The sequence below is a fragment of the Streptomyces sp. F63 genome, assembly GCF_018070345.1.
In the GTDB taxonomy this organism is placed as follows: Bacteria; Actinomycetota; Actinomycetes; order Streptomycetales; family Streptomycetaceae; genus Streptomyces.
Map to the genome: position 1 here is coordinate 42,080 of NZ_JAGPXX010000001.1, position 24,248 is coordinate 66,327.

A 24,248-nucleotide genomic window follows, 5' to 3' on the forward strand; every position below is an offset into this window, starting at 1 on the left:
GAGTTCCTCCGCGGGCCCTGCCGGGCCAGTGGTGTCCTTGGTGCCGTGTCCGCCGTCAGCGCGGGTCTTCGGCGGACGCCCTCCCCGGAGCGGCGGAGGCGGTCTCCTTCCCTCCGGCCGGATCGTCGTCCGTGCTCCGCCGCCCCCGCCGGGCGGCGAGCAGCGCGATGCCCGCGCCGGCCGTGCCCAGCAGGCCGAGCAGCGCCCAGTCCGGTACGGCCGCGCCCACGCGCTGGGCCCACCGCTCCGCCTCGAACGAGCCGTCGACGCCGAGCAGTCCGGGCAGTGCCGTCGTCCCGTCGAACACCAGGAACATCGTGCCGAGGGCGATGAAGAACAGCCCGGAGAGCAGCGACGTGGTGTGCAACTCCAGCCGGCCGACGCGGACGGTCCGCCCGCGCAGCCAGCCCTTCCGCCCCAGTTCGAAGCGCTCCCAGAGCAGGGCCAGGACGAACAGCGGTACGGCCATGCCCAGCGCGTAGGCCGCCAGCAGCACGCCTCCGTAGACCGGGCTGCCGCTCACCGCGGCGACCGTCAGCACGCTCCCGAGGATCGGGCCCGCGCAGAAGCCCGCGAGGCCGTAGACGGTGCCGAGGGCGTAGACCTTCGCGGCACTCGTCGGGCGGATGCGGCCGGACGCCTCCTGGAGGCGGCGCGAGGCGAAGCCCAGTCCGAGGATCTGTGCCACGCCCAGCGTGATGATCAGCCAGCCGCTGAGGGCGACGAGCAGATCGCGGTGCCCGTAGAACAGCCGTCCCGCGTACGAGCCGCCGACGCCGAGCGGCACCAGGGTCGTCGCCAGGCCCAGGTAGAAGATGCCGGTGCGGGCGACGAGGCGTGAGGTGCTGTCGATCGAGTACGCGAAGAACGCGGGCAGCAGCAGCGCGCTGCACGGGCTGAGCAGGGCCAGCAACCCGCCCAGGAAGGCGGCGAGATAGCCGATGTCGGTCACTTGTCCGAGCCCTCGGCCTCCGCCCGCTTCGCCGCCGCCTCAATGGCCTCGGCGAAGACCTCCGTGGGCTGCGCTCCGGCGATGGGCTTGCCGTTGACCAGGAAGGACGGTGTGCTGGTGGCCCCGATGCCGTAGGCCTCCTCCTGGTCCTTCTCCACCGACTGCTTGGCCGCGTAGCTCTCCATGTCGGTGTGGAAGCGGTTCATGTCCTTGACGCCGGCCTTCTCGGCAATCGCGTCGATGCGTTCCTTGGAGTAGCCCTTCTTCATGTTGCCCTCCTCCGAGAACGCCACCTCGTGGAACTGCCAGAAGCGGCCCTGCTGCCCGGCCGCCCAGCTCGCGTAGGCGGCCTGTGCGGAGTCCTCACCGAAGACGACGAGGTTCCGCCACTCGATGCGCAGCACCCCCTTGTCGACGTACTCCTCCACCAGTTCGGGCTCGGTGTCGCGGGCGAACTTGCCGCAGAAGGGGCACTTGAAGTCGGCGTACTCGATCAGGACGACGGGAGCGTCCGCGCGGCCCATGGCCAGCTTGTCGTCCTTGTCGCGGCGGGCGAGCTCGGCGAGCTGGGCGTAGGTGTCGGCGTTGGGATCGGCCGAGCCCTCTCCTGGCGTTTCGGCCGTCACGGCGGGGGTGTCGTCGGATGAGCCGGCGCCCGTCGCGAAGGCCGAGAGGATGCCGAGGACCAGGGCCGCGACGAGTACCAGGGCACCGATCGCGATGCCGCGGTTCCTGCGGGTGTCGGGGGAGGGGCCGGGGGTGGACTTGTTGCCGTTGGAGGCCATGGAGATCTCTCCTGGGGAGCGGCACGGCGCCGGCACACGTCGGCAGTGTGGTCCGTGCGGTACGTGCCTGGGGACGAAAGGGATGAAGGGGGTGGAGGGACGGAGGGACGGAGGGATGAAGGCGGCGGGGGCTCGGCCGGTGTGCGCGAACCGGGCGGAGAGCTCGGACCGGGCGGAGAGCTCGGACCGGCTCGCCCCGTGACCGTGCGCCCCCGTGTGCGCTCCCGTGTGCGCTCCCGTATGCGCTGGGTGTGCGCCCTGCGCCGTGCCGGTCAGTCGCGCAGGGTGCCCCGCGCGTCCGGTACGTCCGGTGCGTCCGGCGGGCCGGCCGCGGCCGCGGTCGCGGTCGCCGTTCCCGCGGGGACGGCGGCCGGCGCCGAGCCGCAGGCGACCTCGCCCGCCAGCCGCTGCGCGGTCGCGACGGCCAGCAGCACCACCGAGGCGACGGCCAGCACCGGCTGGACCGGCGCCCAGACCGTCATCGCGCCGGAGCTCCCGAGCAGCAGCAGGACGACCTTGTTGCACACCGGGCAGCCGACGGCCAGAAAGGACAGCAGCCCGCCCGCCGTGCCCAGCCGGCGGCGCCGGCGCTCCTGTCCGTCCGGCTCCGGCGGTTCGGTCGCGCGTTCGGCACCGAGGCGTACGTAGGTGGCGAGCAGCAGCCCGCCGAGGACCGCGGTGACGGCGAGCACGGGGTAGGCCCACCACGGGGTGGGCACGGTCCGGCCGAAGACCGGGTTCGGGATGACGGCGGTGGGCAGGCCGGCCGCCAGCGCGGTCAGCACGGCCGCGGCCAGGGCGGCGCCCCAGCGGGCCGGGGGCCAGAGGGCGGGGGCGCGCAGCGCCAGCCGCACGGTGGTACGGGGGTCCTTCACGGTCTTCTCCTGTCCGGGGGCGGCGGATGCCGGGGGTACGGAGGAACCGGTGCGGAAGCCGGGGGCGGAACGCGCGGCGGCAGACGGCCCGGACACGCGGCAGGCGTGCGGCGGGACGCCCCGCGCGCCGGCGCTACGGGCGGTGGGCACCGGTCCGCGGCATCTAGACGCGCAGCAGGACGGAGAGCGTTACGGGAGTGGCGGGGACGTCCGTGGGATCTCGCGTATCGGGCAGCCCGCGGGCCGCCTCGGACATGCTGTCCTCGGCGTAGGCGAGGCGCGCGCCGAGGACCGGGCACTGGTCGTGGGCGGAGACGGTACTCGCCGGCACGGCGGGGTCGGTGCCCCTGTCCCGCGGACGCTTGCAGTGCGACGAACCGTCGTCATCCGACGACCACGACGGCGGTTCCCCGGTCCGGTCGCCGCTCCCGGAGAGCGGGAGGGACCGCTCGGACGGCTCTTCCGCCCCGGGCCCGCCACCCGCCGTGCCGTCGCCCGGCTGCGAGCCCGGGACCGCCGCCGGGAAGCCGTCGGCCACGGCCGCGACGCCGGTACCGCCGGGCGCCGCGGTGGGGGCGGCCCGGCCCGGCAGGCAGAACAGCGCCACCAGGACGGCCATCAGCGCACCGGCGACCGCGCCGACCGCGAGGCGGCGGCTGTGCGCGGTGGTGGTGCTGATCACGAGCGGGCCTTCCGGAGGGTGGACTCCACGCATCGTAACCTCCGGCCGGGCCGGACGGGGGCGGGCGGACCGCGGCCACCCGCCCGGTCCCGCCCCGGCGGCCGGCGCCGGCCGGGATCCCCGGCAGGCCGCGCGCGGAACTCGTTCGCCAGTTGTTTCCGTGAGGTGAGATCCTTGGCTCGGTATGTCTACTTCCTCTCCCTCCTCCTTCGCCGCCCTCCAGGCCCGGCTGCCCGAGCTGATGCTGCGTGACGAGCACCGGCTGGGGCGGCGCCTCGACGGTGCCCGCCGTATCCGCAAGCCCGAGGCCCGGCAGGCCGTGCTGGACGAGATAGCGGCCGAGATGGAGCAGGCCGAGGAGCGCGTGGCGCTGCGGCGCGCCACCGTGCCGGCCGTGACGTATCCGGAGGCACTGCCGGTCAGCCGGAAGAAGGACGAGATCCTGGCGGCGATCCGCGATCACCAAGTCGTGATCGTCGCGGGTGAGACCGGCTCCGGCAAGACCACCCAGATTCCCAAGATCTGCCTGGAACTGGGCCGCGGGGTCCGCGGTCTCATCGGGCACACCCAGCCGCGCCGCATCGCGGCCCGCACGGTGGCCGAGCGGGTGGCGGAGGAGCTGAACACGCCGCTGGGCGAGGCGGTCGGCTGGAAGGTCCGCTTCACCGATCAGGTGAGCCCCGCCACGCACGTCAAGCTGATGACGGACGGCATCCTGCTCGCCGAGATCCAGACGGACCGCGAGCTGCGCCAGTACGACACGATCATCATCGACGAGGCGCACGAGCGCAGTCTCAACATCGACTTCATCCTGGGCTATCTCGCGCAGCTGCTGCCGAAGCGGCCGGATCTCAAGGTCGTGATCACCTCCGCGACGATCGACCCGGAACGCTTCGCCCGCCACTTCCGCGCCGGCGGCGCGTCCGGTACCCGCGACGCCCGCGACGGGGACGAGGGCGCCGCCCCCATCGTCGAGGTCTCCGGCCGCACCTACCCGGTGGAGGTCCGCTACCGCCCGCTCCTGGAGGAGGGGTCCGAGGAGAGCGACCGCGATCAGGTCACCGCCATCTGCGACGCCGTCGACGAACTGCAGGCGGAGGGCCCGGGCGACATCCTCGTCTTCCTCTCCGGCGAGCGGGAGATCCGGGACACGGCGGACGCCCTGGGCAAACGGAATCTGCGCTCCACGGAGATCCTGCCGCTCTACGCCCGCCTGTCGCACGCCGAGCAGCACCGGGTGTTCCAGCGCCACCCGGGCCGCCGCGTCGTGCTGGCCACGAACGTGGCCGAGACCTCCCTCACCGTCCCCGGCATCCGCTACGTCATCGACCCGGGCACGGCCCGCATCTCCCGCTACAGCCACCGCACCAAGGTGCAGCGGCTGCCGATCGAGCGGATCTCGCAGGCGAGCGCCAACCAGCGCAAGGGCCGCTGCGGCCGGACGGCCGACGGCGTCTGCATCCGGCTCTACTCCGAGGAGGACTTCCTCTCCCGCCCGGAGTTCACGGACGCCGAGATCCTCCGCACGAACCTGGCCTCCGTCATCCTGCAGATGACCGCGGCCGGGCTCGGCGACATCGAGCGCTTCCCGTTCATCGACCCGCCGGACCGCCGCAACATCAAGGACGGTGTGCAGCTCCTGGAAGAACTGGGGGCCTTCTCCACCGGGCAGAGGGGCGGTTCCGGGTCCGCGCGGGACGCGGGCAAGCGGCTCACCCCGATGGGCCGGAAGCTCTCCCAGCTGCCCGTGGACCCGCGGCTGGCCCGGATGGTCCTCGAAGCCGACCGGAACGGCTGCGTCCGCGAGGTCATGGTGATCGCGGCGGCCCTGTCCATCCAGGACCCGCGCGAGCGTCCGGCCGAGAAGCAGCAGCAGGCGGACCAGCAGCACGCCCGCTTCCGCGACGAGACCTCCGACTTCCTCGCCTTCCTCAATCTCTGGCGCTATGTGAGGGAGCGGCAGAAGGAGCTGTCCTCCTCCGCGTTCCGCCGGATGTGCCGCAGCGAGTTCCTGAACTACCTGCGGATACGGGAGTGGCAGGACATCTACGCGCAGCTCCGGCAGGTGGCCCGCGGCATGGGCATCCACACCGGCGCCGCGGACGAGCCGGACGCGCCCGCGGACCGCATCCACACCTCCCTGCTCGCCGGTCTCCTGTCGCACATCGGGCTCAAGGACCCCGAGGCGAAGAACGAGTACTTGGGCGCGCGGAGCGCCAAGTTCGCGGTGTTCCCCGGCTCCGCGCTGTTCAAGAAGCCGCCGCGCTGGATCATGTCGGCCGAGCTGGTGGAGACCTCCCGGCTGTGGGCGCGGGTCAATGCGAGGATCGAGCCGGAATGGACCGAGCCGCTCGCGCAGCATCTGGTGAAGCGCAACTACAGCGAACCGCACTGGGAGCAGAAGCAGGCGGCGGTGATGGCGTACGAGCGGGTGACGCTCTACGGCGTGCCGCTCGTCGCCCAGCGGAAGGTGAACTACGGGCGCATCGACCCGGAGACCTCGCGCGAGCTGTTCATCCGTCACGCCCTGGTCGAGGGGGACTGGCGGACACACCACCAGTTCTTCCACGACAACCGCAAACTGCTGAGCGAGGTGGAGGAGCTGGAGCACCGCGCCCGCCGCCGCGACATCCTCGTGGACGACGAGACGCTCTTCGACTTCTACGACCGGCGGCTGCCCGAACACGTCGTCTCCGGCGCGCACTTCGACTCCTGGTGGAAGAAGAAGCGCCGCGAGGAGCCCGAACTGCTCGACTTCGAGAAGTCGATGCTCATCAACGAGCGTGCGGAGGGTGTCTCCAAGGACGACTACCCGGACACCTGGCGGCAGGGAAAGCTCACGTTCCGGGTGACGTACCAGTTCGAGCCGGGCGCCGACGCGGACGGCGTCACCGTCCACGTCCCGCTCCAGGTGCTCAACCAGGTCACCCCGGAGGGCTTCGACTGGCAGATCCCCGGGCTGCGGGAGGAGCTGGTCACCGAACTGATCCGCTCCCTCCCCAAGCCCGTGCGCCGCAACTGCGTACCGGCGCCGAACTACGCCAAACGCTTCCTGGCCGCCGTCGTTCCCGGGCCGGAGCCGCTGACGGCCGCCCTCGGCCGGGAGCTCCAGCGGATGGTGGGGGTCCGCATCGCCCCGGAGGACTGGGACCTCTCGAAGGTCCCGGACCACCTCAAGATCACCTTCCGGGTGGTGGACGAGCGCCGCCGCACGGTCGCCGAGGACAAGGACCTCGACGCGCTCAAACTCCGCCTCAAGCCCAGGACGCAGGAGGCGATCACCCGGGCCTTCGACCAGTCCTTCGAGAAGCCCGCCGCGGGCGAGCGGCCCGCGGGGGCCCCGGCGGGCCCCGTCCAGCGCACCGGGCTCACCGCCTGGACCCTGGGCACCCTGCCGCGCACCTTCGAGACGCGGCGGGCCGGACAGCCCGTCAAGGCGTACCCCGCGCTGGTGGACGAGGGCGATTCGGTGGCCGTACGGCTCTTCGACACCGAGGGGGAGCAGACGGAGGCGATGTGGCGGGGCACCCGCCGGCTGATCCTGCTGGGCATCCCGGTCAACCCCGCGAAGTTCGCGCAGAACCAGCTCTCCAACCAGCAGAAGCTGGCGCTCTCCCGCAACCCGCACGGCAGTGTCCAGGCCCTCTTCGACGACTGCGTGACCGCTGCCGCCGACCGCCTCATCGCCGCCCGCGGCGGCCCGGCCTGGGACGAGGAGGGCTTCCGCAAGCTGTACGACGCGGTACGGGCCGACCTCGTGGACGCCACCATGGACGCCGTCCGCAAGGTCCGCGAGGTGCTGGCCGCGTGGCACGCGTGCGAGCAGCGGCTGCGGTCCACCACGTCCCCGGCGCTCCTCACCTCGGTGGCGGACGTGAGGGAGCAGCTGGCGGAGCTGATCAAGCCGGGCTTCGTCACGGAGCACGGGGTCGGGCGGCTGCCGGACCTGATGCGCTACCTGGTGGCGGCCGACCGCCGGCTCCAGCAGATGCCGGCGAACGCGGAACGCGACCGGAGCCGGATGGCGAAGGTCCACGAGATGCGGGACGAGTACGCCTGGCTGCTGGAGCAGTTCCCGCCGGGCCGCCCGGTGCCGCCGGAGGCGCGGAAGATCCGCTGGATGATCGAGGAACTGCGGGTCAGCTACTTCGCGCACGCGCTGGGCACGGCGTACCCGGTCTCCGACAAGCGCATCGTGAAGGCCGTCGACGCGGCGGCGCCGTCCGCGGCGCGGTGACGGTTCGCGGCCGCCGGGCCGCAGTTCGACTGTGTGCCTGACCTGCTGTAGAGTCTGGCTTCGCAGCGCAACGGAAGTCGGCGCGGCAGCAAGGTCCTGTGGAGCAGTTTGGAGTGCTCGCCACCCTGTCAAGGTGGAGGCCGCGGGTTCAAATCCCGTCAGGACCGCAGACACCGGTAGGGCCCGCCCCGCGAGGGGACGGGCCCTGTGGTCGTTCCCGGGTCTCTCGGCGGCGTAACGGCCGTCGGCCGCAGGGGTGCTGTAGCCGCTGGTAACCCAGCAAATCCCGTCAGGACCGCACACCCGGCTTCACACGGGCCGCCAAGGGCCTCGCGCCCCCCTTCCGCCCCCTCGGGGTCCTCCGGGCCCACGCGTCCCGGTACAGAGCCTTCTCCGCGCCGTAGGCCCCGTCCACGGTCCGGGCCCCGGCCGTCGCAGCTCCCAACACCCCCGCGAGGGCGGCATGTTGGGCGACAGGCTCTCGCGCCGCCGGAGCCAGGGACTCCCGGCATGTCGACGATGCCGGGAGCCGGGGGTAGTCAGGCCGGAGGAGCGATCGCGAGATGGCGCATGACGACATCCGCCCGACACGGGCCGCGGCGCTGCCGTGCCGCCGGACGGCTGCGGAACCATGACCGGGCGGGGACTTCCCACTACCTCAAGCCAGTTGGGCGGACAAGAAGGCTGGGCTGTGACGGGTGTCACTGAATGAGTTTTTCCACCAGGGGAACTCGGACACCCTCGATCGGGTGTCGATTTAATATATGCAATTGCACTCTGCCCTCGAGTCTGCCCGAAGACGCCCGGAACGGCCCTCAAAGGAGATCCGCGACTTCAACACGGACGCGCAGAACCGATCGCCGGCACCCTCCGCGGGGGCCTGCGGACCCCCCGGCCGGCCGCGGAGCCCTCGCCGGGCCGCGGCCGCGAACTCCCGCCTTGCAAAAGAAAGATCGCGCTGGACCCGGCGGAGTCCAGCGCGATCGACGACGCGCCCTCAGGAACAAGGGACCGGAGCCTGTAGGGGCAGGCTCCTGTCGTGGGGTGGGGTATGGGCTCGGCCCGGGCCGTGGGGGGCCCGGAAACGCCCGGTTATGCGGGTGTTTCAGGCCTCGCTGCGCTGCTGCGGGATGCCCGCCAGCAGTGCGCGGACCTCCGCTTCGCGGTAGCGCCGATGCCCTCCCAGCGTGCGGATGGACGTGAGCTTGCCAGCCTTGGCCCAGCGCGTGACCGTCTTCGGGTCCACGCGGAACATCGTGGCAACCTCAGCCGGGGTCAGCAGCGGCTCGGCATCAGGGGTGCGAGCGGTCATGAGCGGCCTCCTCGGGAGAACCGAACCATCACGGTTCTTTCCTCTAAATTCTGCACCTTGACCCGCGTTGCCCGAAATGGCAGACGCGGGCCGAGTCGGTTATAGGACGAACGGCTTGTCCTCGGCACTACAACTACACCATCTGTCCAGCCGCGTCGGCCAAACCGATGGAATTGCCCTCCGAGGTGTCCAAGCTCGACGGATCCCGATGGACCGGTCCAGAACGGACAGTTACCCGCTCGTGACGATCAGTCACACCGTGATCAGTGACCACCAGCCCCACCAAGGAGTGCATAAGAGAGCCATCCGCCCATACATGGACGGAAGGAGCCCTTGCGGGACTCCTTGTCCCATTTTGGCACGCAGGCGGGGGAAAAGAGCAAGGCCCTGATTAGTGCTCTCCGTCACGCTTGCACCAATGGCCCGGATCGGGCACTACGCCCGGGATGCCTCCCCCACACCGGTGACGGCCCGGTCGGCCGCAACGGCCGGAAAACACCCCCGCACCCCCCGCATCCCCCGCATCCCCGCACCGGACCGTTCGCACCGGAGGATCCGGCCGGCCGCGGACCGGCGGAACGCCCGGATCGGCGGAACGCCCGGACCACCGGACGGCCGGACCCACCGGTGGCAGCGGAGGCCCTCCGGCACCGCTCCCACGCCGGCTCGCGGATCAGCTGGCGAACTCCCGTTCCCGGACCTCGCGCCAGCGCTCCATGAGCCGCTGGTAAACCTCTCCGGCCCGCACACCGTCCCCCGCGCGCAGTGCCTCCAGCCCCTCGGTGACGTCGGCGGCCGAACAGTCCCCGGCCAGCCAGTCGTCCCCCAGCGTGTGCACCAGCCCCCCGTAGTCCAGCTCGACCAGCGAGCGGGGGTGGAACTCCTCCAGCCAACGACCCACATCCTCCAGGCCGTCGATCAACGGACTCTCGCTCAACGCCTCACGCAGCACTTTAAGCCCACGCGCCACACGCCGTCTCGCCTCGACCATCGGTGTGCGGTAGCGGAGCACCGGCCCCTCGGCCTTCTCCCCCTCCCCCGCCCGCTGGGCGTACTCCCGCTCCTCCTCCGTGAAGAGCGCGAACCACCGCACCGGCACATGCCAGGTCGAGGTCCGGATCCACGGCCGGGCGTCCGGATTGCGTTCCCGCCAGCGCTCGCGGTCGTCCGCCGCCTGCCGGCGCACCACCGGCGGCAGGGCCGCGTCGAGCACCGTGGCCGGCAGCAGCTCGGGCAGCGCCTCCAGCGCCTCCCAGCCGCGCAGCCGGGTCCGCCAGGGGCAGACGCAGGTGACGCCGTCCACCACCGTCACAAAGGCGTCCCCGCTCTCGTGCACCGGCACCGCGACCGGCGGGGTGGGCAGCAGATCGGCCAGCGAACGGCGGAGCTCGTCCTGCGCGCCGGGGAGGTCGGCGCGGTCGGCGTAGCGGTACCAGTGCGAGCGCTCCGGCTCGGGAAACGCCGCCAGGGGCTCGTACACCCGCAGATACGCGGCGTACGGCACGAACAGCGATGACGCCAGGCCCACCCGTTCACTCCCGTCCACAAACCCGGATCCGCCCGTGGGACCGGTCCGGAGCGTCCCATGTCCGTTCCGCGTCAGAGCCTACGGACCCGGGGCCCGTCCGGTCCCGGTGCCCCCGGGCGCCGGCGCACCACCCGGCGCGTCACCGGCGCGTCACCGGCGCGCGACCGGCGCACCGTCGCGGTGGCCCCGGCCCCGCGAACCGGCCGCCGTCCGGCCCGTCGCCCCGGCAGTGGTGATCGGGGCCGGTTGAGGTTCTACTCTGTGCCTCACCGGCCCTCCCCACCCACAGGAGGGCGCCCTTCGCGACTCCGGGAGTCACCACCGTGACCGACGTGTCCCACCCCACCGCCGCCGGCGATCTCGGCGCCCTGTCCACCCTCTTCCGCTCCGAGCAGGGCGGCCACGAGCGCGTCCTGCTCTGCCAGGACCGCGAGAGCGGCCTGAAGGCCGTCATCGCCCTGCACTCGACCGCGCTGGGCCCCGCCCTCGGCGGCACCCGCTTCCACGCCTACGCCTCCGACGAGGAGGCCGTGCTCGACGCCCTGAACCTGGCCCGTGGCATGTCGTACAAGAACGCCCTCGCCGGACTGCCGCACGGCGGCGGCAAGGCCGTGATCATCGGCAACCCCGCCGCGGTTTCCGAGGGCGGGCTGAAGAGCGAGGCGCTGCTCCGCGCGTACGGCCGCTTCGTCGCCTCCCTCGACGGCCGTTACGTCACGGCCTGTGACGTCGGCACCTATGTCGCCGACATGGACGTCGTCGCCCGCGAGTGCCGGTGGACCACCGGCCGTTCCCCGGAGAACGGCGGCGCCGGCGACTCCTCGGTCCTCACCGCCTACGGCGTCTTCCAGGGCATGCGGGCCAGCGCGCAGACGCTGTGGGGCGAGCCCACCCTGCGCGGCCGGACCGTCGGCGTGGCCGGGGTCGGCAAGGTCGGGCACCACCTGGTGGACCACCTGGTGGAGGACGGCGCCCGGGTCGTGGTCACCGATGTGCGGCCGGAGAGCGTGGAGCGGGTGCGCGCCCGGCACCCGCAGGTGGTGGCCGTGCCCGACACGGAGACCCTCATCCGCGCGGACCTGGACGTCTACGCCCCCTGCGCCCTCGGCGGCGCCCTGAACGACGCCACGGTGCCCGCGCTGACCGCCCGCGTGGTCTGTGGCGCGGCCAACAACCAGCTGGCCCACCCGGGGGTCGAGAAGGACCTCGCCGACCACGGCATCCTGTACGCGCCCGACTACGTCGTGAACGCGGGTGGAGTGATCCAGGTCGCCGATGAGCTGCTCGGTTTTGAATTCGACCGGGCGAAGGCCAAGGCGGCGCAGATCTTCGACACGACCCTGGCCATCTTCGACCGCGCCAGGACCGACGGCGTCCCGCCCGCCGTCGCCGCCGACCGGATCGCCGAGCAGCGCATGGCGGAGGCCCGCACCGCCTGACGGCGTTCCCCCGGCGGTCCGCACGCCGGCGGCCCGCCGGCGGGAGGTGACGAGAGAAGACTCACCACCCGTCGGCGGGTCGATCCGGAAGACTCGGTAAAATCGGGGCTGACCAGCGAGGACGATCCTCCTCGCGGGCCCCGCCGCGGGGCACGTCCTGCGGGCGACGTACCGTATGACGGCGGAAGCAGGTACCGTTGAAGTCCTACGGGACGGTCTCTTCGCGGAGAGTCCGCTCCGGATCATGAACGCGTGTCAAGACTCTGGGGCCGTCGAGCCCCGCAATCGAGGGGGTCGAGCCATGGGGCGCGGCCGGGCCAAGGCCAAGCAGACGAAGGTCGCCCGCCAGCTGAAGTACAACAGCGGTGGGACTGACCTCTCACGGCTGGCCGACGAGCTGGGCGCATCGACGACGAAACAGCCGCCGAACGGCGAGCGCTTCGCGGACGATGAGCCGGAGGACGACCCGTACGCACAGTACGCGGAGCTGTACAACGACGACGAGGACGAGGACGAGGAGGCGCAAGCCTCCGACCACTCCTCACGCCGCCGCGCCTGACGCGGCGGCGTCCGCGTCCCCGGCACGCACACAACAGACCCGGTCCGTGGGCCAGATCCCGGACCGGGTTCTGTGCTGTCCTCGCTTGCCCGGTCCGTGCCTGGGCTGCCCTCGCGGGCTTGCGGCGCCCGCCTCGCCGCACCGGCCGTCACCGCGACCGGTGCTCCGGACGCACCACGCATCACCGACAGCACCGCCGTCACACGGCGTAGTCGCCGGTCAGGGACACCGCCTCGGCGGGCCCGCCGTCCTGCCCGCGGTCGGTGATCTCGCCGCAGACCCAGGCGTCCATGCCGCGGTCGGCGAGCGTGGCCAGCGCGGCGTCGGCTCCCTCCGGTGCCACCACGGCGATCATGCCGACGCCCATGTTGAGCGTCTTCTCCAGCTCGTCGCGCGCGACCGAGCCGGCCGTGCCGACCAGGTCGAACACGGGGGCCGGGGTCCAGGTGGCGCGGTCCACGGTGGCGTGCAGCCCGTCCGGGATCACCCGCGCGAGGTTGTTGGCCAGGCCGCCTCCGGTGATGTGCGAGAAGGCGTGCACTTCGGTGGTGCGGGTGAGCGCCAGGCAGTCCAGCGAGTAGATCCGCGTCGGCTCCAGCAGCTCCTCGCCGAGGGTCCGGCCGAACTCGGGGACGTCGCGGTCCAGCGCGTAGCCCGCCCGGTCGAACAGCACATGCCGGACGAGTGAGTACCCGTTGGAGTGCAGCCCGGAGGAGGCCATGGCGATCACCGCGTCACCCGCGCGGATCCGTTCCGCGCCCAGCAGGCGGTCGGCCTCGACCACGCCCGTGCCGGCCCCGGCGACATCGAAGTCGTCCGGCTCCAGCAGGCCCGGGTGCTCCGCGGTCTCCCCGCCGACCAGCGCGCAGCCGGCCAGCACACAGCCTTCGGCGATGCCCTTGACGATGGCCGCCACCCGCTCGGGGCGGACCTTGCCGACGGCGATGTAGTCGGTCATGAACAGCGGCTCGGCACCGCACACCACCAGGTCGTCCACGACCATGCCGACCAGGTCGCGGCCGATCGTGTCGTACACGCCCATGCGGCGGGCGATGTCGACCTTGGTGCCGACGCCGTCGGTGGCGGAGGCCAGCAGCGGCCGCTCGTAGCGCTTCAGGACGGAGGCGTCGAAGAGCCCGGCGAAGCCGCCCAGGCCGCCCACGACCTCGGGGCGGGTGGCCTTCTTCACCCACTGCTTCATCAGCTCGACCGCGCGGTCGCCCGCCTCGATGTCGACGCCCGCCGTCTTGTAGGACGCCGTCGGACGGCCGGCAGCGGTGCTCTCGGACATGACGCCTCAGTCTTTCGTCGCTCGGTGGCTCGGGGCCCGATGGCTCGGGCCCGGGGCCCGGTGGGAGTGCCCTCGGTACGGGGTGGGCGGCCGCACGGCCGGGCTACGGGCGGCGCAGAGCGTCCGCGCCGCCGACTCCGGCGGTCGGCGAGACCAGGCCGTCCGCGTCGGTGCGGCTCGGCTCCGCCGTCTCGGACTCCAGCAGGTGCTTCCCCAGCAGCTCCGGGTCCGGCAGGTCCATCGGGTACTGGCCGTCGAAGCAGGCCCGGCAGAGGTCCTTCTTCGGGATCGTCGTGGCGTCGACCATCGAGTCGATGGAGATGTACGCCAGCGAGTCGGCGCCCAGCGACTTGCCGATCTCCTCCACCGAGAGGCCGTTGGCGATCAGCTCGGCCCGGGTGGCGAAGTCGATGCCGAAGAAGCACGGCCACTTGATCGGCGGCGAGGAGATCCGGACGTGGATCTCGGCGGCGCCGGCCTCGCGGAGCATCCGGACCAGGGCGCGCTGGGTGTTGCCGCGGACGATCGAGTCGTCCACCACCACCAGCCGCTTGCCGCGGATGACCTCCTTGAGCGGGTTGAGCTTGAGCCGGATGCCGAGCTGGCGGATGGTCTGGCTCGGCTGGATGAACGTCCGGCCCACGTAGCTGTTCTTGACCAGTCCGGAACCGTACGGAATACCACTGGCCTCGGCATAGCCCACGGCGGCCGGGGTCCCGGATTCCGGAGTGGGTATCACCAGGTCCGCGTCGGCGGGGGCCTCGGCGGCCAGCCTGCGGCCCATCTCCACCCGGGAGAGGTAGACGTTGCGGCCGGCGATGTCGGTGTCGGGACGCGCCAGGTAGACGTACTCGAAGACGCAGCCGCGCGGGCGGGCCTCGGTGAAGCGCGAGGAGCGCAGCCCGTTCTCGTCGATGGCGATCAGCTCGCCGGGCTCGACCTCGCGGATGAAGCTCGCGCCGCAGATGTCCAGCGCGGCGGTCTCGCTCGCCACGACCCAGCCGCGCTCCAGACGGCCGAGGACCAGTGGGCGGACGCCCTGCGGGTCGCGGGCCGCGTAGAGGGTGTGCTCGTCCATGAAGACGAGGGAGAAGGCGCCCTGGACCGTGGGCAGCACGATGGGTGCCGCCTGCTCGACGGTCAGCGGCTTGCCGTCCTCGTCCACCTGGCCGGCGAGCAGCGCGGTGACGAGGTCGGTGTCGTTGGTGGCGGCGACCTGGGTGGCGCGGCCGTTCTCGCGGGGCAGCCCGGAGACCATCGCCGCCAGCTCGTGGCTGTTGACGAGATTGCCGTTGTGGCCCAGCGCGATGGAGCCGTGCGCGGTGGCACGGAACGTGGGCTGCGCGTTCTCCCACACCGAGGCACCGGTGGTGGAGTAGCGGGCGTGGCCCACGGCGATGTGGCCCCGGAGGGAGCCGAGTGAGGTCTCGTCGAAGACCTGGGAGACCAGGCCCATGTCCTTGAAGACGAGGATCTGGGAGCCGTTGCTCACAGCGATGCCCGCGGACTCCTGTCCACGGTGCTGCAGCGCGTACAGCCCGAAATAGGTGAGTTTGGCGACCTCTTCTCCCGGGGCCCAGACACCGAAGACGCCACAGGCGTCCTGGGGGCCTTTCTCCCCGGGAAGGAGATCGTGGCTGAGTCGTCCGTCACCACGTGGCACGTCACCGAGTCTAGGACAGGTTGCGGGTTCATCCGAACCGGGGATTCCGGCGCAGCGGCTTTCCCGGACGGGACGAGAGCGGAGGCGGGTGGCGCCGGACCACGCCCTCCGGCCGCTCCGCGGCGGGGTGGGCGAGGCGGCGGCACCCCGGTGGATCCCCTGGTGGGACGGGCCTCCGGGCGGTTGCCGCGGGTCCGTGACGGCGCCGCGCGGCCGGGCCGGAACGGCTCTGCCGCGCTCGCCGCGGCACCCGTCGGCCTCGTTCCCCGGGGTTGCGAGCGGTGTCGAAGGTCACGGTCCGCCGATGCCCCATCCCACCGCGCGGACCGGCCGGGCGGCACTGGGCGGCCGGGTGTTGCCCGGGCCGGGCCTCCGGGGAGCGGGCGGGGGCGGACACGGGCTCGGAGCAGGCACGGGCTCGCGCGGCCCGGCAGGCGCGGCCCGGCAGGCGAGGCCCGGAAACCGAGGGCCGGACGCGGGAGCCCGGGCAGGGCGCGAAGCCGGGCGCCGGGCGCGGAGCCCGGGGCAGACCGGGAGCGGGCACGGGGGCGGGCCCGGAAGGGGGGCGGGCAAGGCCTTCGCCGGCGGGACCGGCCGGCTGCCCCGGCGCCGCTGCCCCTGGGCTCGGGTGCCGGACAGCGGCGGGAAGCGGTGCGGGGCGGCGGTCAGCCCAGGACCGGGAGCAGTGCGGAGAGATCCGCGCGTTCGCCGCTCGCGGAGACCTCCGCCGCGTCCAGCGCCTCCGCCCAGGGCCTGCGGCCGGTGGCCAGCCGGATCCAGGTCAGCGGGTTGGTCTCGACGACGTTGGGCGGAGTGCCCCGGGTGTGCCGGGGCCCCTCGACGCACTGCACGACCGCGAACGGCGGAATGCGCACCTCCACGGATCCACCGGGCGCCTTCACGGCGAGGGCGTCGGCGGTCAGCCGGACGACCGCCGCCAGCGCCTGCCGGTCGTGGGAGACGGCCGTACCGGTGGCGGCCGTCAGGTCGTCGCCGTGCACCACCGCCTCCAGCAGCCGGGTGACCAGGAAGTCGTCGACGGTCATCACCCCGAAGCGGGTCCGGACCGTGCTGCGTGCGTCCGTCTCCGCGACCGCCTCGGCCAGCCGGTCCGCGGCACGGTCGAACCGTTCCAGCACCGCCGCGCCGGTGCCGGGCAGGGCGGCGGCCTCCCGCACCGCCGTCTCCGCGACCTCCGCGGCCGGACCGCCGCCCTGCGAGCCGAACCGGGCGACGTACCCGCGGAGGTCCAGCTCCGCTGTGGCCGGCCCCGGCTCCTCGGCGAGCCGGCGCGGGAGGAAGTCCAGGCAGATGGCGATGTGCACCACCAGGTCCCGGACCGTCCAGCCCTCCAGCCCGGACGGGGCCTCCAGCAGCTCGGGGGCGTCCGGGGCCGCGCAGAGGACGCGGACGGCCTCCCGTACGGCCCGTACCTCGGCGTCCAGCGCCGCGCGGGTGCGGGCGGGGTCGTAGCTGCGGGGGCGTGGCTTGCGCGCTCGCGGGGTCATACCGCCGAGCCTAGGGCCCGGCGCGGCGGTGGCCGCCCCGCTACCGTTCGGATCCGGACCATCCGGGCCGGGAACGCCGGACGGCCGCTGCGGGGCCCCGGCCCCTCCGGATCCGGAGCGTGCCGTGAACGGTCGGCGGGGGTCGCGGCGCGTTACGGCCCGGGGGCCGGACGGGGGCCGGACGGGCCCTGCGCCGAGGCGCTCTCGGAGGCGCTCTCCACCGCACCGCTCCCGCGACCGCGCCGTGGTTCCGGCGCCGTGAAGACCTCGCCGTTCGCCGGCACGCCTATGCCGCGCCAGTGGAAGGGAACGCCACGGGCCTCCAGGGGGTCGGGGCGGTCCATCAGCTGGAAGTGCAGATGCGGTTCGGTCGAGTTGCCGCTGTTGCCGGTCGCGGCCAGCCGCTGCCCGGCGCTCACCCGGTCTCCCTCGCGGACGGTCACGGACCGGCGGCGCAGATGGGCGTACAGGGCGTAGGTGCCGCCCCCCAGGTCGAGCACCACGTGGTTGCCGACGACGGCGGCCGGGGTGCCGCAGCCGCGGACCATGGCCTCCGCGAAGAAGTACGGCAGAGCGGGCCAGGAGGTGCGGCCGAGGTGGTCGCGGCGCCCGTCCCGGACCCGCACCACGGTGCCGTCGGCGACGGCACGCACCGGCTCCCCGAAGGCGGGGAAGTCCCCGTTCCGGCGGGCCACGGGCCACCAGCCGAACGCCGGCCGTTCCCGCTCTCCGGGCTCCGCCTCCCGCACGAGGTCGATCGCGTGGGACTGCCCGTACACCCGGGTGCCGTGGCTCGGCACCTTGCCGGCCGGGCTGTTGAGCGCGCGCCACCGCCCGCGGACCGGCGGCCCCACCTCGACCGCCGGGGACTCCTCCGGTCCTTCCCGCCGCTCGGCCCGGGGCCGTCGCTGCGAGCGGGCGGGGAGGAACTCGGCCGTGAGACCGAACGCCACGACCAGCCCGATCGCCCACCAGGGCACCTCCCGGACGGCATCGAGCCAGAGGAGATCGAGGACGATCAGAAGCGCCAGCAGGCCGTAGTAGTACGGCCGCGCCCGCTTGAGCGCGTGAATCAACGACATGGCCGGTTCCCCCTGCGGTGTGTCGGTTCGTAACGGGTGCCGTGCCGGCGTCGGTACCGGCCCGGGTTCCGGAACGGAGAGCTCCGGAGGGCTTCCCCCGGTGTGGTCGGCCGACGCGCCCCGGGGGGCCGGCCGGGCGAGGTCAGTGCCCGGCCGCGGCCAGTGCGACGAGCAGGGGAACCACCCGGCCGGCCGGGATCTCGTATCCGGCACGGCCCGACGACCGCAGCCACCCGGCGGCGGTCAGCTGCCGCAGATGGTGGTAGACCTGCCCGGTCGTGCCGACCTCCGGCAGCTCGGTCAGTTCCGCCGCCGTGCGGCGCCCGCCGGCTATCTCCCGCAGGAGCCGCAGCCGCACGGGGCGGCCCAGCGCGGCGAACGCCTCGGCGGCGTCCTCCCACTCGCCCGCCAGCAGCTCGTTCGTGGGCAGTCCGTACTGCCACTCGTACCGCTCGCCGGTGGGCAGCCGGACTGATCCGGTGAACAGCACGCCCCCGCTCTCCTCCCCCGCCTCCGACAGCTGGGCCCTGAGCCCGTCCAGCGCCCAGAAGTCCGGGCGTTCCGTGACGGCCGGCCGGGCCTTCCGGCCTTCCGACTCCTCCAGCCCGGCCAGCCGCCGCTCCAGCTCGGTGACCCGCTGTTCCAGTTCCGGGCCCTCGGGGCCCTCCGCGCCTTCCACGGAAACCACCTTACGTAATTACGTAATCTCTGACAACACTCGCCGCCGGAGGCGCGGAGCGGGACGCCGTCCCCGCGCGCCCCGCCCGCCGGACAGCACGAGGCCCCGCCCACCGGAGTGGACGGGGCCGTGGCGACCGGGGTGACCCGGGGACCGGCGCGGCGCGGGAACGGGCCGGTCAGGCCAGCAGGTCCGGGATCGTCGCCTCGTGCGCCTCCCGCAGCTCGGCCAGCGGGATGGAGAACTGGCCCTGCACCTCCACCGCGTCGCCGTCGATCACGCCGACGCGCGTGGCGGGCAGGCCCCGCGCACCGCACATGTCGGTGAAGCGGAGCTCCTCGCTGCGCGGCACCGCGACGATCGCACGGCCCGCCGACTCGGAGAAGAGGAACACGAACGGGTCCAGCCCGTCGGGCACGACCAGCCGGGCACCCTTGCCCCCCTTCAGGCAGGACTCGGTGACCGCCTGGGCCAGCCCGCCGTCGGAGAGGTCGTGCGCGGCGTCGATCATGCCGTCACGGGAGCCCGCGATCAGGATCTCGGCGAGCAGCTTCTCGCGCGCCAGGTCGACCTTCGGCGGGAGGCCGCCGAGGTGGCCGTGGACCACCTGCGACCAGGCCGAGCCGCCCAGCTCCTCCCGGGTCTCCCCGAGGAGGTAGACGAGCTGGCCGTCCTCGGCGAAGGCCATGGGGGTGCGGCGCGTGACGTCGTCGATGACGCCCAGCACGCCGACCACCGGGGTCGGGTGGATGGCCGTCTCACCGGTCTGGTTGTACAGGGAGACGTTGCCGCCCGTGACCGGCGTGCCCAGCTCCAGGCAGGCGTCGGCCAGCCCGCGGCACGCCTCCGCGAACTGCCACATGACCGCCGGGTCCTCCGGCGAGCCGAAGTTGAGGCAGTCGGTGACGGCGAGCGGCTTGGCGCCGGAGGCGGCGACGTTGCGGTACGACTCGGCCAGCGCCAGCTGGGCGCCGGTGTACGGGTCGAGCTTGGCGTAGCGGCCGTTGCCGTCCGTGGCGACCGCGACGCCGAGGTTGGTCTCCTCGTCGATGCGGACCATGCCGGAGTCCTCGGGCTGGGCGAGGACCGTGTTGCCCTGGACGAAGCGGTCGTACTGGTCCGTGACCCAGCTCTTGGACGCCTGGTTCGGCGAGGCCACCAGCCGGAGCACCTGCTCGCGCAGCTCTCCGGCGTCCGCCGGGCGGGGCAGCTTCCCGGCGTCGTCGGCCTGGAGGGCGTCCTGCCACTCCGGCCGGGCGTACGGACGGTGGTAGACGGGGCCCTCGTGGGCGACGGTGCGCGGCGGTACGTCGACGATCTGCTCGCCGTGCCAGTAGATCTCCAGCCGGTCGCCATCGGTGACCTCACCGATGACGGTGGCGATGACGTCCCACTTCTCGCAGATCTCCAGGAAGCGGGCGACCTTCTCCGGCTCGACGATCGCGCACATCCGCTCCTGCGACTCGCTCATGAGGATCTCCTCGGGCGAGAGGCTGGCGTCGCGCAGCGGCACGGTGTCGAGCTCGACGCGCATACCGCCGGAGCCGGCGCTCGCCAGCTCGCTGGTCGCGCAGGAGAGGCCGGCGCCGCCGAGGTCCTGGATGCCGGCGACGAGGTCCTCGGCGAAGATCTCCAGGGTGCACTCGATGAGGAGCTTCTCCTGGAACGGGTCGCCGACCTGGACGGCCGGGCGCTTGGCGGGGCCGGTGGACTCGAAGGTCTCCGAGGCCAGCACGGAGACGCCGCCGATGCCGTCGCCGCCGGTGCGGGCTCCGTAGAGGATCACCTTGTTGCCGGCGCCGGACGCCTGGGCGAGGTGGATGTCCTCGTGCTTCATCACACCCACGCACAGCGCGTTGACCAGCGGGTTGCCCTGGTAGCAGGGGTCGAAGACGACCTCGCCGCCGATGTTGGGCAGGCCGAGGCAGTTGCCGTAGCCGCCGATGCCGGAGACGACGCCGGGCAGCACCCGCTTGGTGTCCTCGTGGTCCGCGGCGCCGAAGCGCAGCGGGTCCATGACGGCGACGGGGCGGGCGCCCATGGCGAGGATGTCGCGGACGATGCCGCCGACGCCGGTGGCCGCGCCCTGGTAGGGCTCGATGTACGAGGGGTGGTTGTGCGACTCCACCTTGAAGGTGACGGCGTAGCCCTGGCCGACGTCCACGACACCGGCGTTCTCGCCGATGCCGACGAGCATGGCGTCGTTCTCGGGGGCCTTCTCGCCGAACTGCTTGAGGTGCACCTTGCTCGACTTGTACGAGCAGTGCTCCGACCACATGACGGAGTACATCGCGAGCTCGGCGCCGGTCGGGCGGCGGCCGAGGATCTCCCGGATGCGCTCGTACTCGTCCTGCTTGAGGCCGAGCTCGGCCCAGGGCTGCTCGGTGCCGGGGGTGTCCGCGGCGTGCTTGGTGGTGTCGAGGCTCATGCGCTGACCAGCTTCTTCAGGATCGAGGTGAAGAATCCGAGGCCGTCCGTGCCGCCGGTGCCGACCAGGGGGTCGACGGCGTGCTCCGGGTGCGGCATGAGGCCGACGACGTTGCCGGCCTCGTTGGTGATGCCGGCGATGTCGCGCAGCGAACCGTTGGGGTTCAGATCGCGGTAGCGGAAGACGACGCGGCCCTCCGCCTCCAGCATGTCGAGGGTGCGCTCGTCGGCGACGTAGCGGCCGTCCACGTTCTTGAGCGGGATGTGGATCTCCTGGCCGGCGGTGAAGTCGGTGGTCCAGGCGGTCTCCGCGTTCTCCACCCGGAGTTTCTGCTCCCGGCAGATGAAGTGGAGGTGGTTGTTGCGCAGCATCGCGCCGGGCAGCAGATGCGTCTCGGCGAGCACCTGGAAGCCGTTGCAGATGCCGAGCACCGGGAGGCCGCCCCGGGCCTCGTCGATCAGGGTCTCCATGACCGGCGAGAAACGGGAGATGGCGCCCGCGCGGAGGTAGTCGCCGTAGGAGAAACCGCCGGGCAGGACGACGGCGTCGACCTGCTGCAGCTCCTTCTCGCGGTGCCACAGGGTGACGGGCTCGGCGCCGGCCAGCCGGATCGCGCGCCGGGTGTCCCGGTCGTCGAGACTGCCGGGGAAAGTGATGACTCCGATACGGGCGGTCACGATTCCGCCTTCACGGTTTCCTCGACCCGGACGGTGAAGTCCTCGATGACGGTGTTCGCGAGAAAGGTCTCGGCCATCTCCCGGACCCGGGCGAGCGCGGCCTCGTCGGCCGGTCCGTCCAGTTCGAGTTCGAAGCGCTTTCCCTGGCGTACGTCGGAGATTCCGGCGAAGCCGAGGCGGGGCAGTGCACGCTGCACCGCCTGGCCCTGCGGATCGAGGATCTCCGGCTTGAGCATGACGTCGACTACGACGCGTGCCACTGGCACTCCCGGTGGTGTGGTGGTGCGGCTGTGTTCATTCCGGAGGCGCGCCATCGGGCCCAAAGTGTTCCGGGGTGCGGCCCCGGAGCCCCGAAGTCCTGCGGGGAGTGACTCCCCGGACCCCCGGCTAGGTGTAGCCCAGCCTACCCGGCCGGAGAATCTACGCGAGTAGATATCCTCTCGGCGGTCACATTCGGGTATCAGGCGCCGTAACCGTTGTGGAAAATCCGGCAGAGAAAACGTACGGTCGTGATTGCCCTGTGAGGCCCGGACGGGAATTCACAGGGTTTCACCATGCAATGCCCAAGCCTGTACAAAAGAATTAGCCTTGTCCCCGATCACCACGGCGTACACCATCACCGCACGTCATGGCGGTGACGCCGACAGAAAGGACCGATATCCGTGGCTCAGCGCGTAGTGGTCACACTCTCCGACGACATCGACGGCGGGGAAGCGGCGGAAACGGTCATGTTCGGTCTCGACGGCAAGACGTACGAGATCGACCTCAATCCTTCGAATGCGCAGAAGCTGCGGGGAGTTCTGGCGCCCTACATGGAGGCCGGCCGCAAGCGGTCCCGGTCCGGCCGGACGTACCGCCGCACCGCGGTCGCCCCGGACCCGGCCACCGTCCGCGCCTGGGCCCGCTCCCACGGCATGGACGTCCCGCCCCGCGGCCGCATCCCGAAGAAGGTCTACGAGGCCTTCGAGGCCGCGAGCTGAACCGACTTGCGCTCCACCCCCGTTGATCGGCTAAAGTCTGGAGCACGCCGAGGGGCGGGGCCGGAAGGCCGGGCCCCGAGGAGTCACGCGGGTGTAGCTCAGTAGTAGAGCGCCCTCTTTCCAAGAGGGAGGCGCAGTGTGCGATCCCTGTCACCCGCTCTCATTACTCACCGGACCAGTCGCCCAGTCGAATGGATCAGGTAGAGTAGTGCTCGCGCCGAGAGGTGAAAGCTTCTCGGAGGCATGCGGACGTGGCTCAGTTGGTAGAGCATCACCTTGCCAAGGTGAGGGTCGCGAGTTCGAATCTCGTCGTCCGCTCGTTCCCGGCGTTCCCGGCGGCTCCGGCGCGCGCCCCGGCCCGGCAGTCCCGGAGGCACCGGCGGGGCGGCCGGCACCCATCCGGGGCGCGGCTCCGTCCGCCCCCTCCCCGGACACGGCTCCGCCCCGCGTACGGGCGTATGCGGGGCGGAGGGGGCACGCCGGCGTGTGGCCCGGCCGGGGCACGGTTACGACCAGGCCGTGCCGGTCAGCCGCTCGAACGCCTCGACGTACTTCGCCGCCGTGCGCTCGACGATCTCGGCGGGGAGTTCCGGCGGCGGCTGCTCGCCGTGCCGGTCCCAGCCGGAGGCGGGGGAGGTCAGCCAGTCCCGGACGAACTGCTTGTCGAAGGACGGCTGGGCGCGTCCCGGTTCCCACTGGTCCGCGGGCCAGAAGCGGGAGGAGTCCGGGGTGAGCACCTCGTCCGCGAGCACCAGGTCGCGGTCACCGACGAGGTCGTTACCGCCCTCGTCCCCGCCGCCGGACGCGCCCTCGCCGCCCGTCTCCAGGAAGCCGAACTCGAATTTCGTGTCGGCGAGGATGATGCCGCGCTCGCGGGCGACCTCGCGGGCCCGGCTGTAGACGGCGAGCGTGGTCTGCCGGAGCCGGGCGGCGGTGTCGGCGCCGACCTGGCGGGCGGCCTCCTCGTAGCTGACATTCTCGTCGTGGTCGCCGACGGCGGCCTTGGTCGCCGGGGTGAAGATGGGCGCGGGCAGTTCGGAGCCGTCGACGAGGCCCTCGGGGAGGGCCAGGCCGCAGACCGTGCGGTCGCGCTCGTACTCGGCGAGGCCGGAGCCGGTCAGGTAGCCGCGGGCGACGCACTCGACCGGGACCATCCGCAGCGAGCGGCAGATGGTGGTGCGGCCCTCCCAGTCGGCGGGGGCGCCCTCGGGGAGTTCGGTGCTCAGTACGTGGTTGGGGATGAGATCGGCGAGGAGGTCGAACCACCACAGGGAGAGCTGGGTGAGGACGCGGCCCTTGCCGGGGATCTCGGTGGGCAGCACCCAGTCGTAGGCCGAGATGCGGTCGCTGGCCACCATCACCAGGTCACCGGCCTCGTTCCGGTACAGATCGCGCACCTTGCCGGTGTGCAGATGTACCAGTCCCGGTACCTGCACCGGCTCGGGTTTCTCAACGAATCCGGACACACTGCCCTCCATCGGTCGGTCCTGGAGCAGCTTCCGATTCTTCCGCACGGGCACCGGCGCGGCCCGTCCAGGGTGCCCGGGCGTCGTACCGGAAGCCCGTCCCGG

General features: G+C 72.5%; 19 protein-coding genes and 3 tRNA genes. 7 read left to right on the forward strand and 15 right to left on the reverse strand.

What is annotated here, in order from left to right:
- Positions 1 to 55 precede the first annotated feature (55 nt).
- From KBZ10_RS00180 to KBZ10_RS00195, 4 genes are all read right to left on the reverse strand, one after another.
- Positions 56 to 952 carry a cytochrome c biogenesis CcdA family protein gene (locus tag KBZ10_RS00180; protein ID WP_210985383.1) on the reverse strand — a complete coding sequence of 299 codons (897 nt, stop codon included), beginning with the start codon at positions 950 to 952 and terminating at the stop codon, positions 56 to 58.
- Entirely contained in the window at positions 949 to 1,737 is a 789-nt protein-coding gene (locus KBZ10_RS00185; RefSeq protein ID WP_210985384.1) for a DsbA family protein, read from the reverse strand. The genes KBZ10_RS00180 and KBZ10_RS00185 overlap by 4 nt, the downstream gene beginning before the upstream one ends.
- 272 nt (positions 1,738 to 2,009) lie before the next feature.
- Positions 2,010 to 2,591, reverse strand: a complete 582-nt coding sequence (locus KBZ10_RS00190; protein WP_374223288.1) for a hypothetical protein — start codon at positions 2,589 to 2,591, stop codon at positions 2,010 to 2,012.
- Between the two features lie 184 nt (positions 2,592 to 2,775).
- A complete protein-coding gene (locus KBZ10_RS00195; RefSeq protein ID WP_210985385.1) occupies positions 2,776 to 3,294 on the reverse strand; it encodes a hypothetical protein in 519 nt (172 codons plus the stop codon).
- Between the two features lie 184 nt (positions 3,295 to 3,478).
- Here KBZ10_RS00195 and hrpA point away from each other — a divergent pair, with 184 nt between their 5' ends.
- Together hrpA and KBZ10_RS00205 are read left to right on the forward strand one after the other, a co-directional pair.
- A complete protein-coding gene (hrpA, locus tag KBZ10_RS00200) occupies positions 3,479 to 7,531 on the forward strand; it encodes an ATP-dependent RNA helicase HrpA (protein ID WP_210985386.1) in 4,053 nt (1,350 codons plus the stop codon).
- Between the two features lie 92 nt (positions 7,532 to 7,623).
- Positions 7,624 to 7,698, forward strand: a tRNA-Asp gene (locus KBZ10_RS00205).
- Positions 7,699 to 8,636: 938 nt separating this feature from the next.
- Here the strand turns inward: KBZ10_RS00205 and bldC are convergent.
- Together bldC and KBZ10_RS00215 are read right to left on the reverse strand one after the other, a co-directional pair.
- Complete coding sequence (bldC, locus tag KBZ10_RS00210; protein ID WP_003949541.1) at positions 8,637 to 8,843, reverse strand: developmental transcriptional regulator BldC; 207 nt, start codon at positions 8,841 to 8,843, stop codon at positions 8,637 to 8,639.
- 673 nt (positions 8,844 to 9,516) lie between these two features.
- On the reverse strand, positions 9,517 to 10,371 hold the full coding sequence (locus KBZ10_RS00215; RefSeq protein WP_210985387.1) for a hypothetical protein: 855 nt from the start codon (positions 10,369 to 10,371) through the stop codon (positions 9,517 to 9,519).
- Positions 10,372 to 10,694: 323 nt separating this feature from the next.
- Here KBZ10_RS00215 and KBZ10_RS00220 point away from each other — a divergent pair, with 323 nt between their 5' ends.
- Together KBZ10_RS00220 and KBZ10_RS00225 are read left to right on the forward strand one after the other, a co-directional pair.
- Positions 10,695 to 11,810 (forward strand): Glu/Leu/Phe/Val dehydrogenase dimerization domain-containing protein, encoded by a 1,116-nt coding sequence (locus tag KBZ10_RS00220; protein WP_210985388.1) that lies wholly within the window; start codon positions 10,695 to 10,697, stop codon positions 11,808 to 11,810.
- A 301-nt stretch (positions 11,811 to 12,111) separates the two neighbouring features.
- Complete coding sequence (locus tag KBZ10_RS00225; RefSeq protein ID WP_210985389.1) at positions 12,112 to 12,369, forward strand: DUF3073 domain-containing protein; 258 nt, start codon at positions 12,112 to 12,114, stop codon at positions 12,367 to 12,369.
- A 199-nt stretch (positions 12,370 to 12,568) separates the two neighbouring features.
- Here the strand turns inward: KBZ10_RS00225 and purM are convergent, their stop codons facing one another.
- The 8 genes from purM to purS all read right to left on the reverse strand — a co-directional run bounded on the left by purM (position 12,569) and on the right by purS (position 21,963).
- On the reverse strand, positions 12,569 to 13,660 hold the full coding sequence (gene purM, locus KBZ10_RS00230) for a phosphoribosylformylglycinamidine cyclo-ligase (protein WP_210985390.1): 1,092 nt from the start codon (positions 13,658 to 13,660) through the stop codon (positions 12,569 to 12,571).
- Between the two features lie 103 nt (positions 13,661 to 13,763).
- Positions 13,764 to 15,323 carry an amidophosphoribosyltransferase gene (purF, locus tag KBZ10_RS00235; protein ID WP_210985391.1) on the reverse strand — a complete coding sequence of 520 codons (1,560 nt, stop codon included), beginning with the start codon at positions 15,321 to 15,323 and terminating at the stop codon, positions 13,764 to 13,766.
- 665 nt (positions 15,324 to 15,988) lie between these two features.
- Positions 15,989 to 16,831, reverse strand: a complete 843-nt coding sequence (locus tag KBZ10_RS00240) for a sterol carrier family protein (RefSeq protein WP_210985392.1) — start codon at positions 16,829 to 16,831, stop codon at positions 15,989 to 15,991.
- A gap of 152 nt (positions 16,832 to 16,983) precedes the next feature.
- Positions 16,984 to 17,913 carry a M23 family metallopeptidase gene (locus KBZ10_RS00245; RefSeq protein ID WP_210985393.1) on the reverse strand — a complete coding sequence of 310 codons (930 nt, stop codon included), beginning with the start codon at positions 17,911 to 17,913 and terminating at the stop codon, positions 16,984 to 16,986.
- A gap of 142 nt (positions 17,914 to 18,055) precedes the next feature.
- On the reverse strand, positions 18,056 to 18,592 hold the full coding sequence (locus tag KBZ10_RS00250; RefSeq protein WP_210985394.1) for a helix-turn-helix transcriptional regulator: 537 nt from the start codon (positions 18,590 to 18,592) through the stop codon (positions 18,056 to 18,058).
- Positions 18,593 to 18,770: 178 nt separating this feature from the next.
- Complete coding sequence (purL, locus tag KBZ10_RS00255; protein ID WP_210985395.1) at positions 18,771 to 21,020, reverse strand: phosphoribosylformylglycinamidine synthase subunit PurL; 2,250 nt, start codon at positions 21,018 to 21,020, stop codon at positions 18,771 to 18,773.
- On the reverse strand, positions 21,017 to 21,697 hold the full coding sequence (gene purQ / locus KBZ10_RS00260) for a phosphoribosylformylglycinamidine synthase subunit PurQ (protein WP_210985396.1): 681 nt from the start codon (positions 21,695 to 21,697) through the stop codon (positions 21,017 to 21,019). Before purQ ends, purL begins: the two co-directional genes overlap by 4 nt.
- Complete coding sequence (purS, locus tag KBZ10_RS00265) at positions 21,694 to 21,963, reverse strand: phosphoribosylformylglycinamidine synthase subunit PurS (protein WP_210985397.1); 270 nt, start codon at positions 21,961 to 21,963, stop codon at positions 21,694 to 21,696. The genes purQ and purS overlap by 4 nt, the downstream gene beginning before the upstream one ends.
- Positions 21,964 to 22,359: 396 nt before the next feature.
- Here purS and KBZ10_RS00270 point away from each other — a divergent pair, with 396 nt between their 5' ends.
- The 3 genes from KBZ10_RS00270 (at position 22,360) to KBZ10_RS00280 (ending at position 22,995) form a co-directional block, all read left to right on the forward strand.
- Positions 22,360 to 22,677, forward strand: coding sequence for an Lsr2 family protein (locus KBZ10_RS00270; RefSeq protein WP_210985398.1), 318 nt, complete (start codon positions 22,360 to 22,362; stop codon positions 22,675 to 22,677).
- A gap of 87 nt (positions 22,678 to 22,764) precedes the next feature.
- Positions 22,765 to 22,836, forward strand: a tRNA-Gly gene (locus tag KBZ10_RS00275).
- 86 nt (positions 22,837 to 22,922) lie between these two features.
- Positions 22,923 to 22,995, forward strand: a tRNA-Gly gene (locus tag KBZ10_RS00280).
- A gap of 188 nt (positions 22,996 to 23,183) precedes the next feature.
- Here the strand turns inward: KBZ10_RS00280 and KBZ10_RS00285 are convergent.
- Positions 23,184 to 24,143: a phosphoribosylaminoimidazolesuccinocarboxamide synthase gene (locus KBZ10_RS00285; RefSeq protein ID WP_210985399.1), complete on the reverse strand. Its 960-nt coding sequence runs from the start codon at positions 24,141 to 24,143 to the stop codon at positions 23,184 to 23,186.
- Between the last annotated feature and the right edge of the window lie 105 nt (positions 24,144 to 24,248).

Bases quoted from the DNA above. Each gene is read 5' to 3' on its own strand.
- KBZ10_RS00185 (WP_210985384.1), bottom strand. From the start codon at position 1,737: ATGGCCTCCAACGGCAACAAGTCCACCCCCGGCCCCTCCCCCGACACC.
- hrpA (WP_210985386.1), top strand. From the start codon at position 3,479: ATGTCTACTTCCTCTCCCTCCTCCTTCGCCGCCCTCCAGGCCCGGCTG.
- bldC (WP_003949541.1), bottom strand. From the start codon at position 8,843: ATGACCGCTCGCACCCCTGATGCCGAGCCGCTGCTGACCCCGGCTGAG.
- KBZ10_RS00225 (WP_210985389.1), top strand. From the start codon at position 12,112: ATGGGGCGCGGCCGGGCCAAGGCCAAGCAGACGAAGGTCGCCCGCCAG.
- purM (WP_210985390.1), bottom strand. From the start codon at position 13,660: ATGTCCGAGAGCACCGCTGCCGGCCGTCCGACGGCGTCCTACAAGACG.
- KBZ10_RS00240 (WP_210985392.1), bottom strand. From the start codon at position 16,831: ATGACCCCGCGAGCGCGCAAGCCACGCCCCCGCAGCTACGACCCCGCC.
- KBZ10_RS00245 (WP_210985393.1), bottom strand. From the start codon at position 17,913: ATGTCGTTGATTCACGCGCTCAAGCGGGCGCGGCCGTACTACTACGGC.
- purL (WP_210985395.1), bottom strand. From the start codon at position 21,020: ATGAGCCTCGACACCACCAAGCACGCCGCGGACACCCCCGGCACCGAG.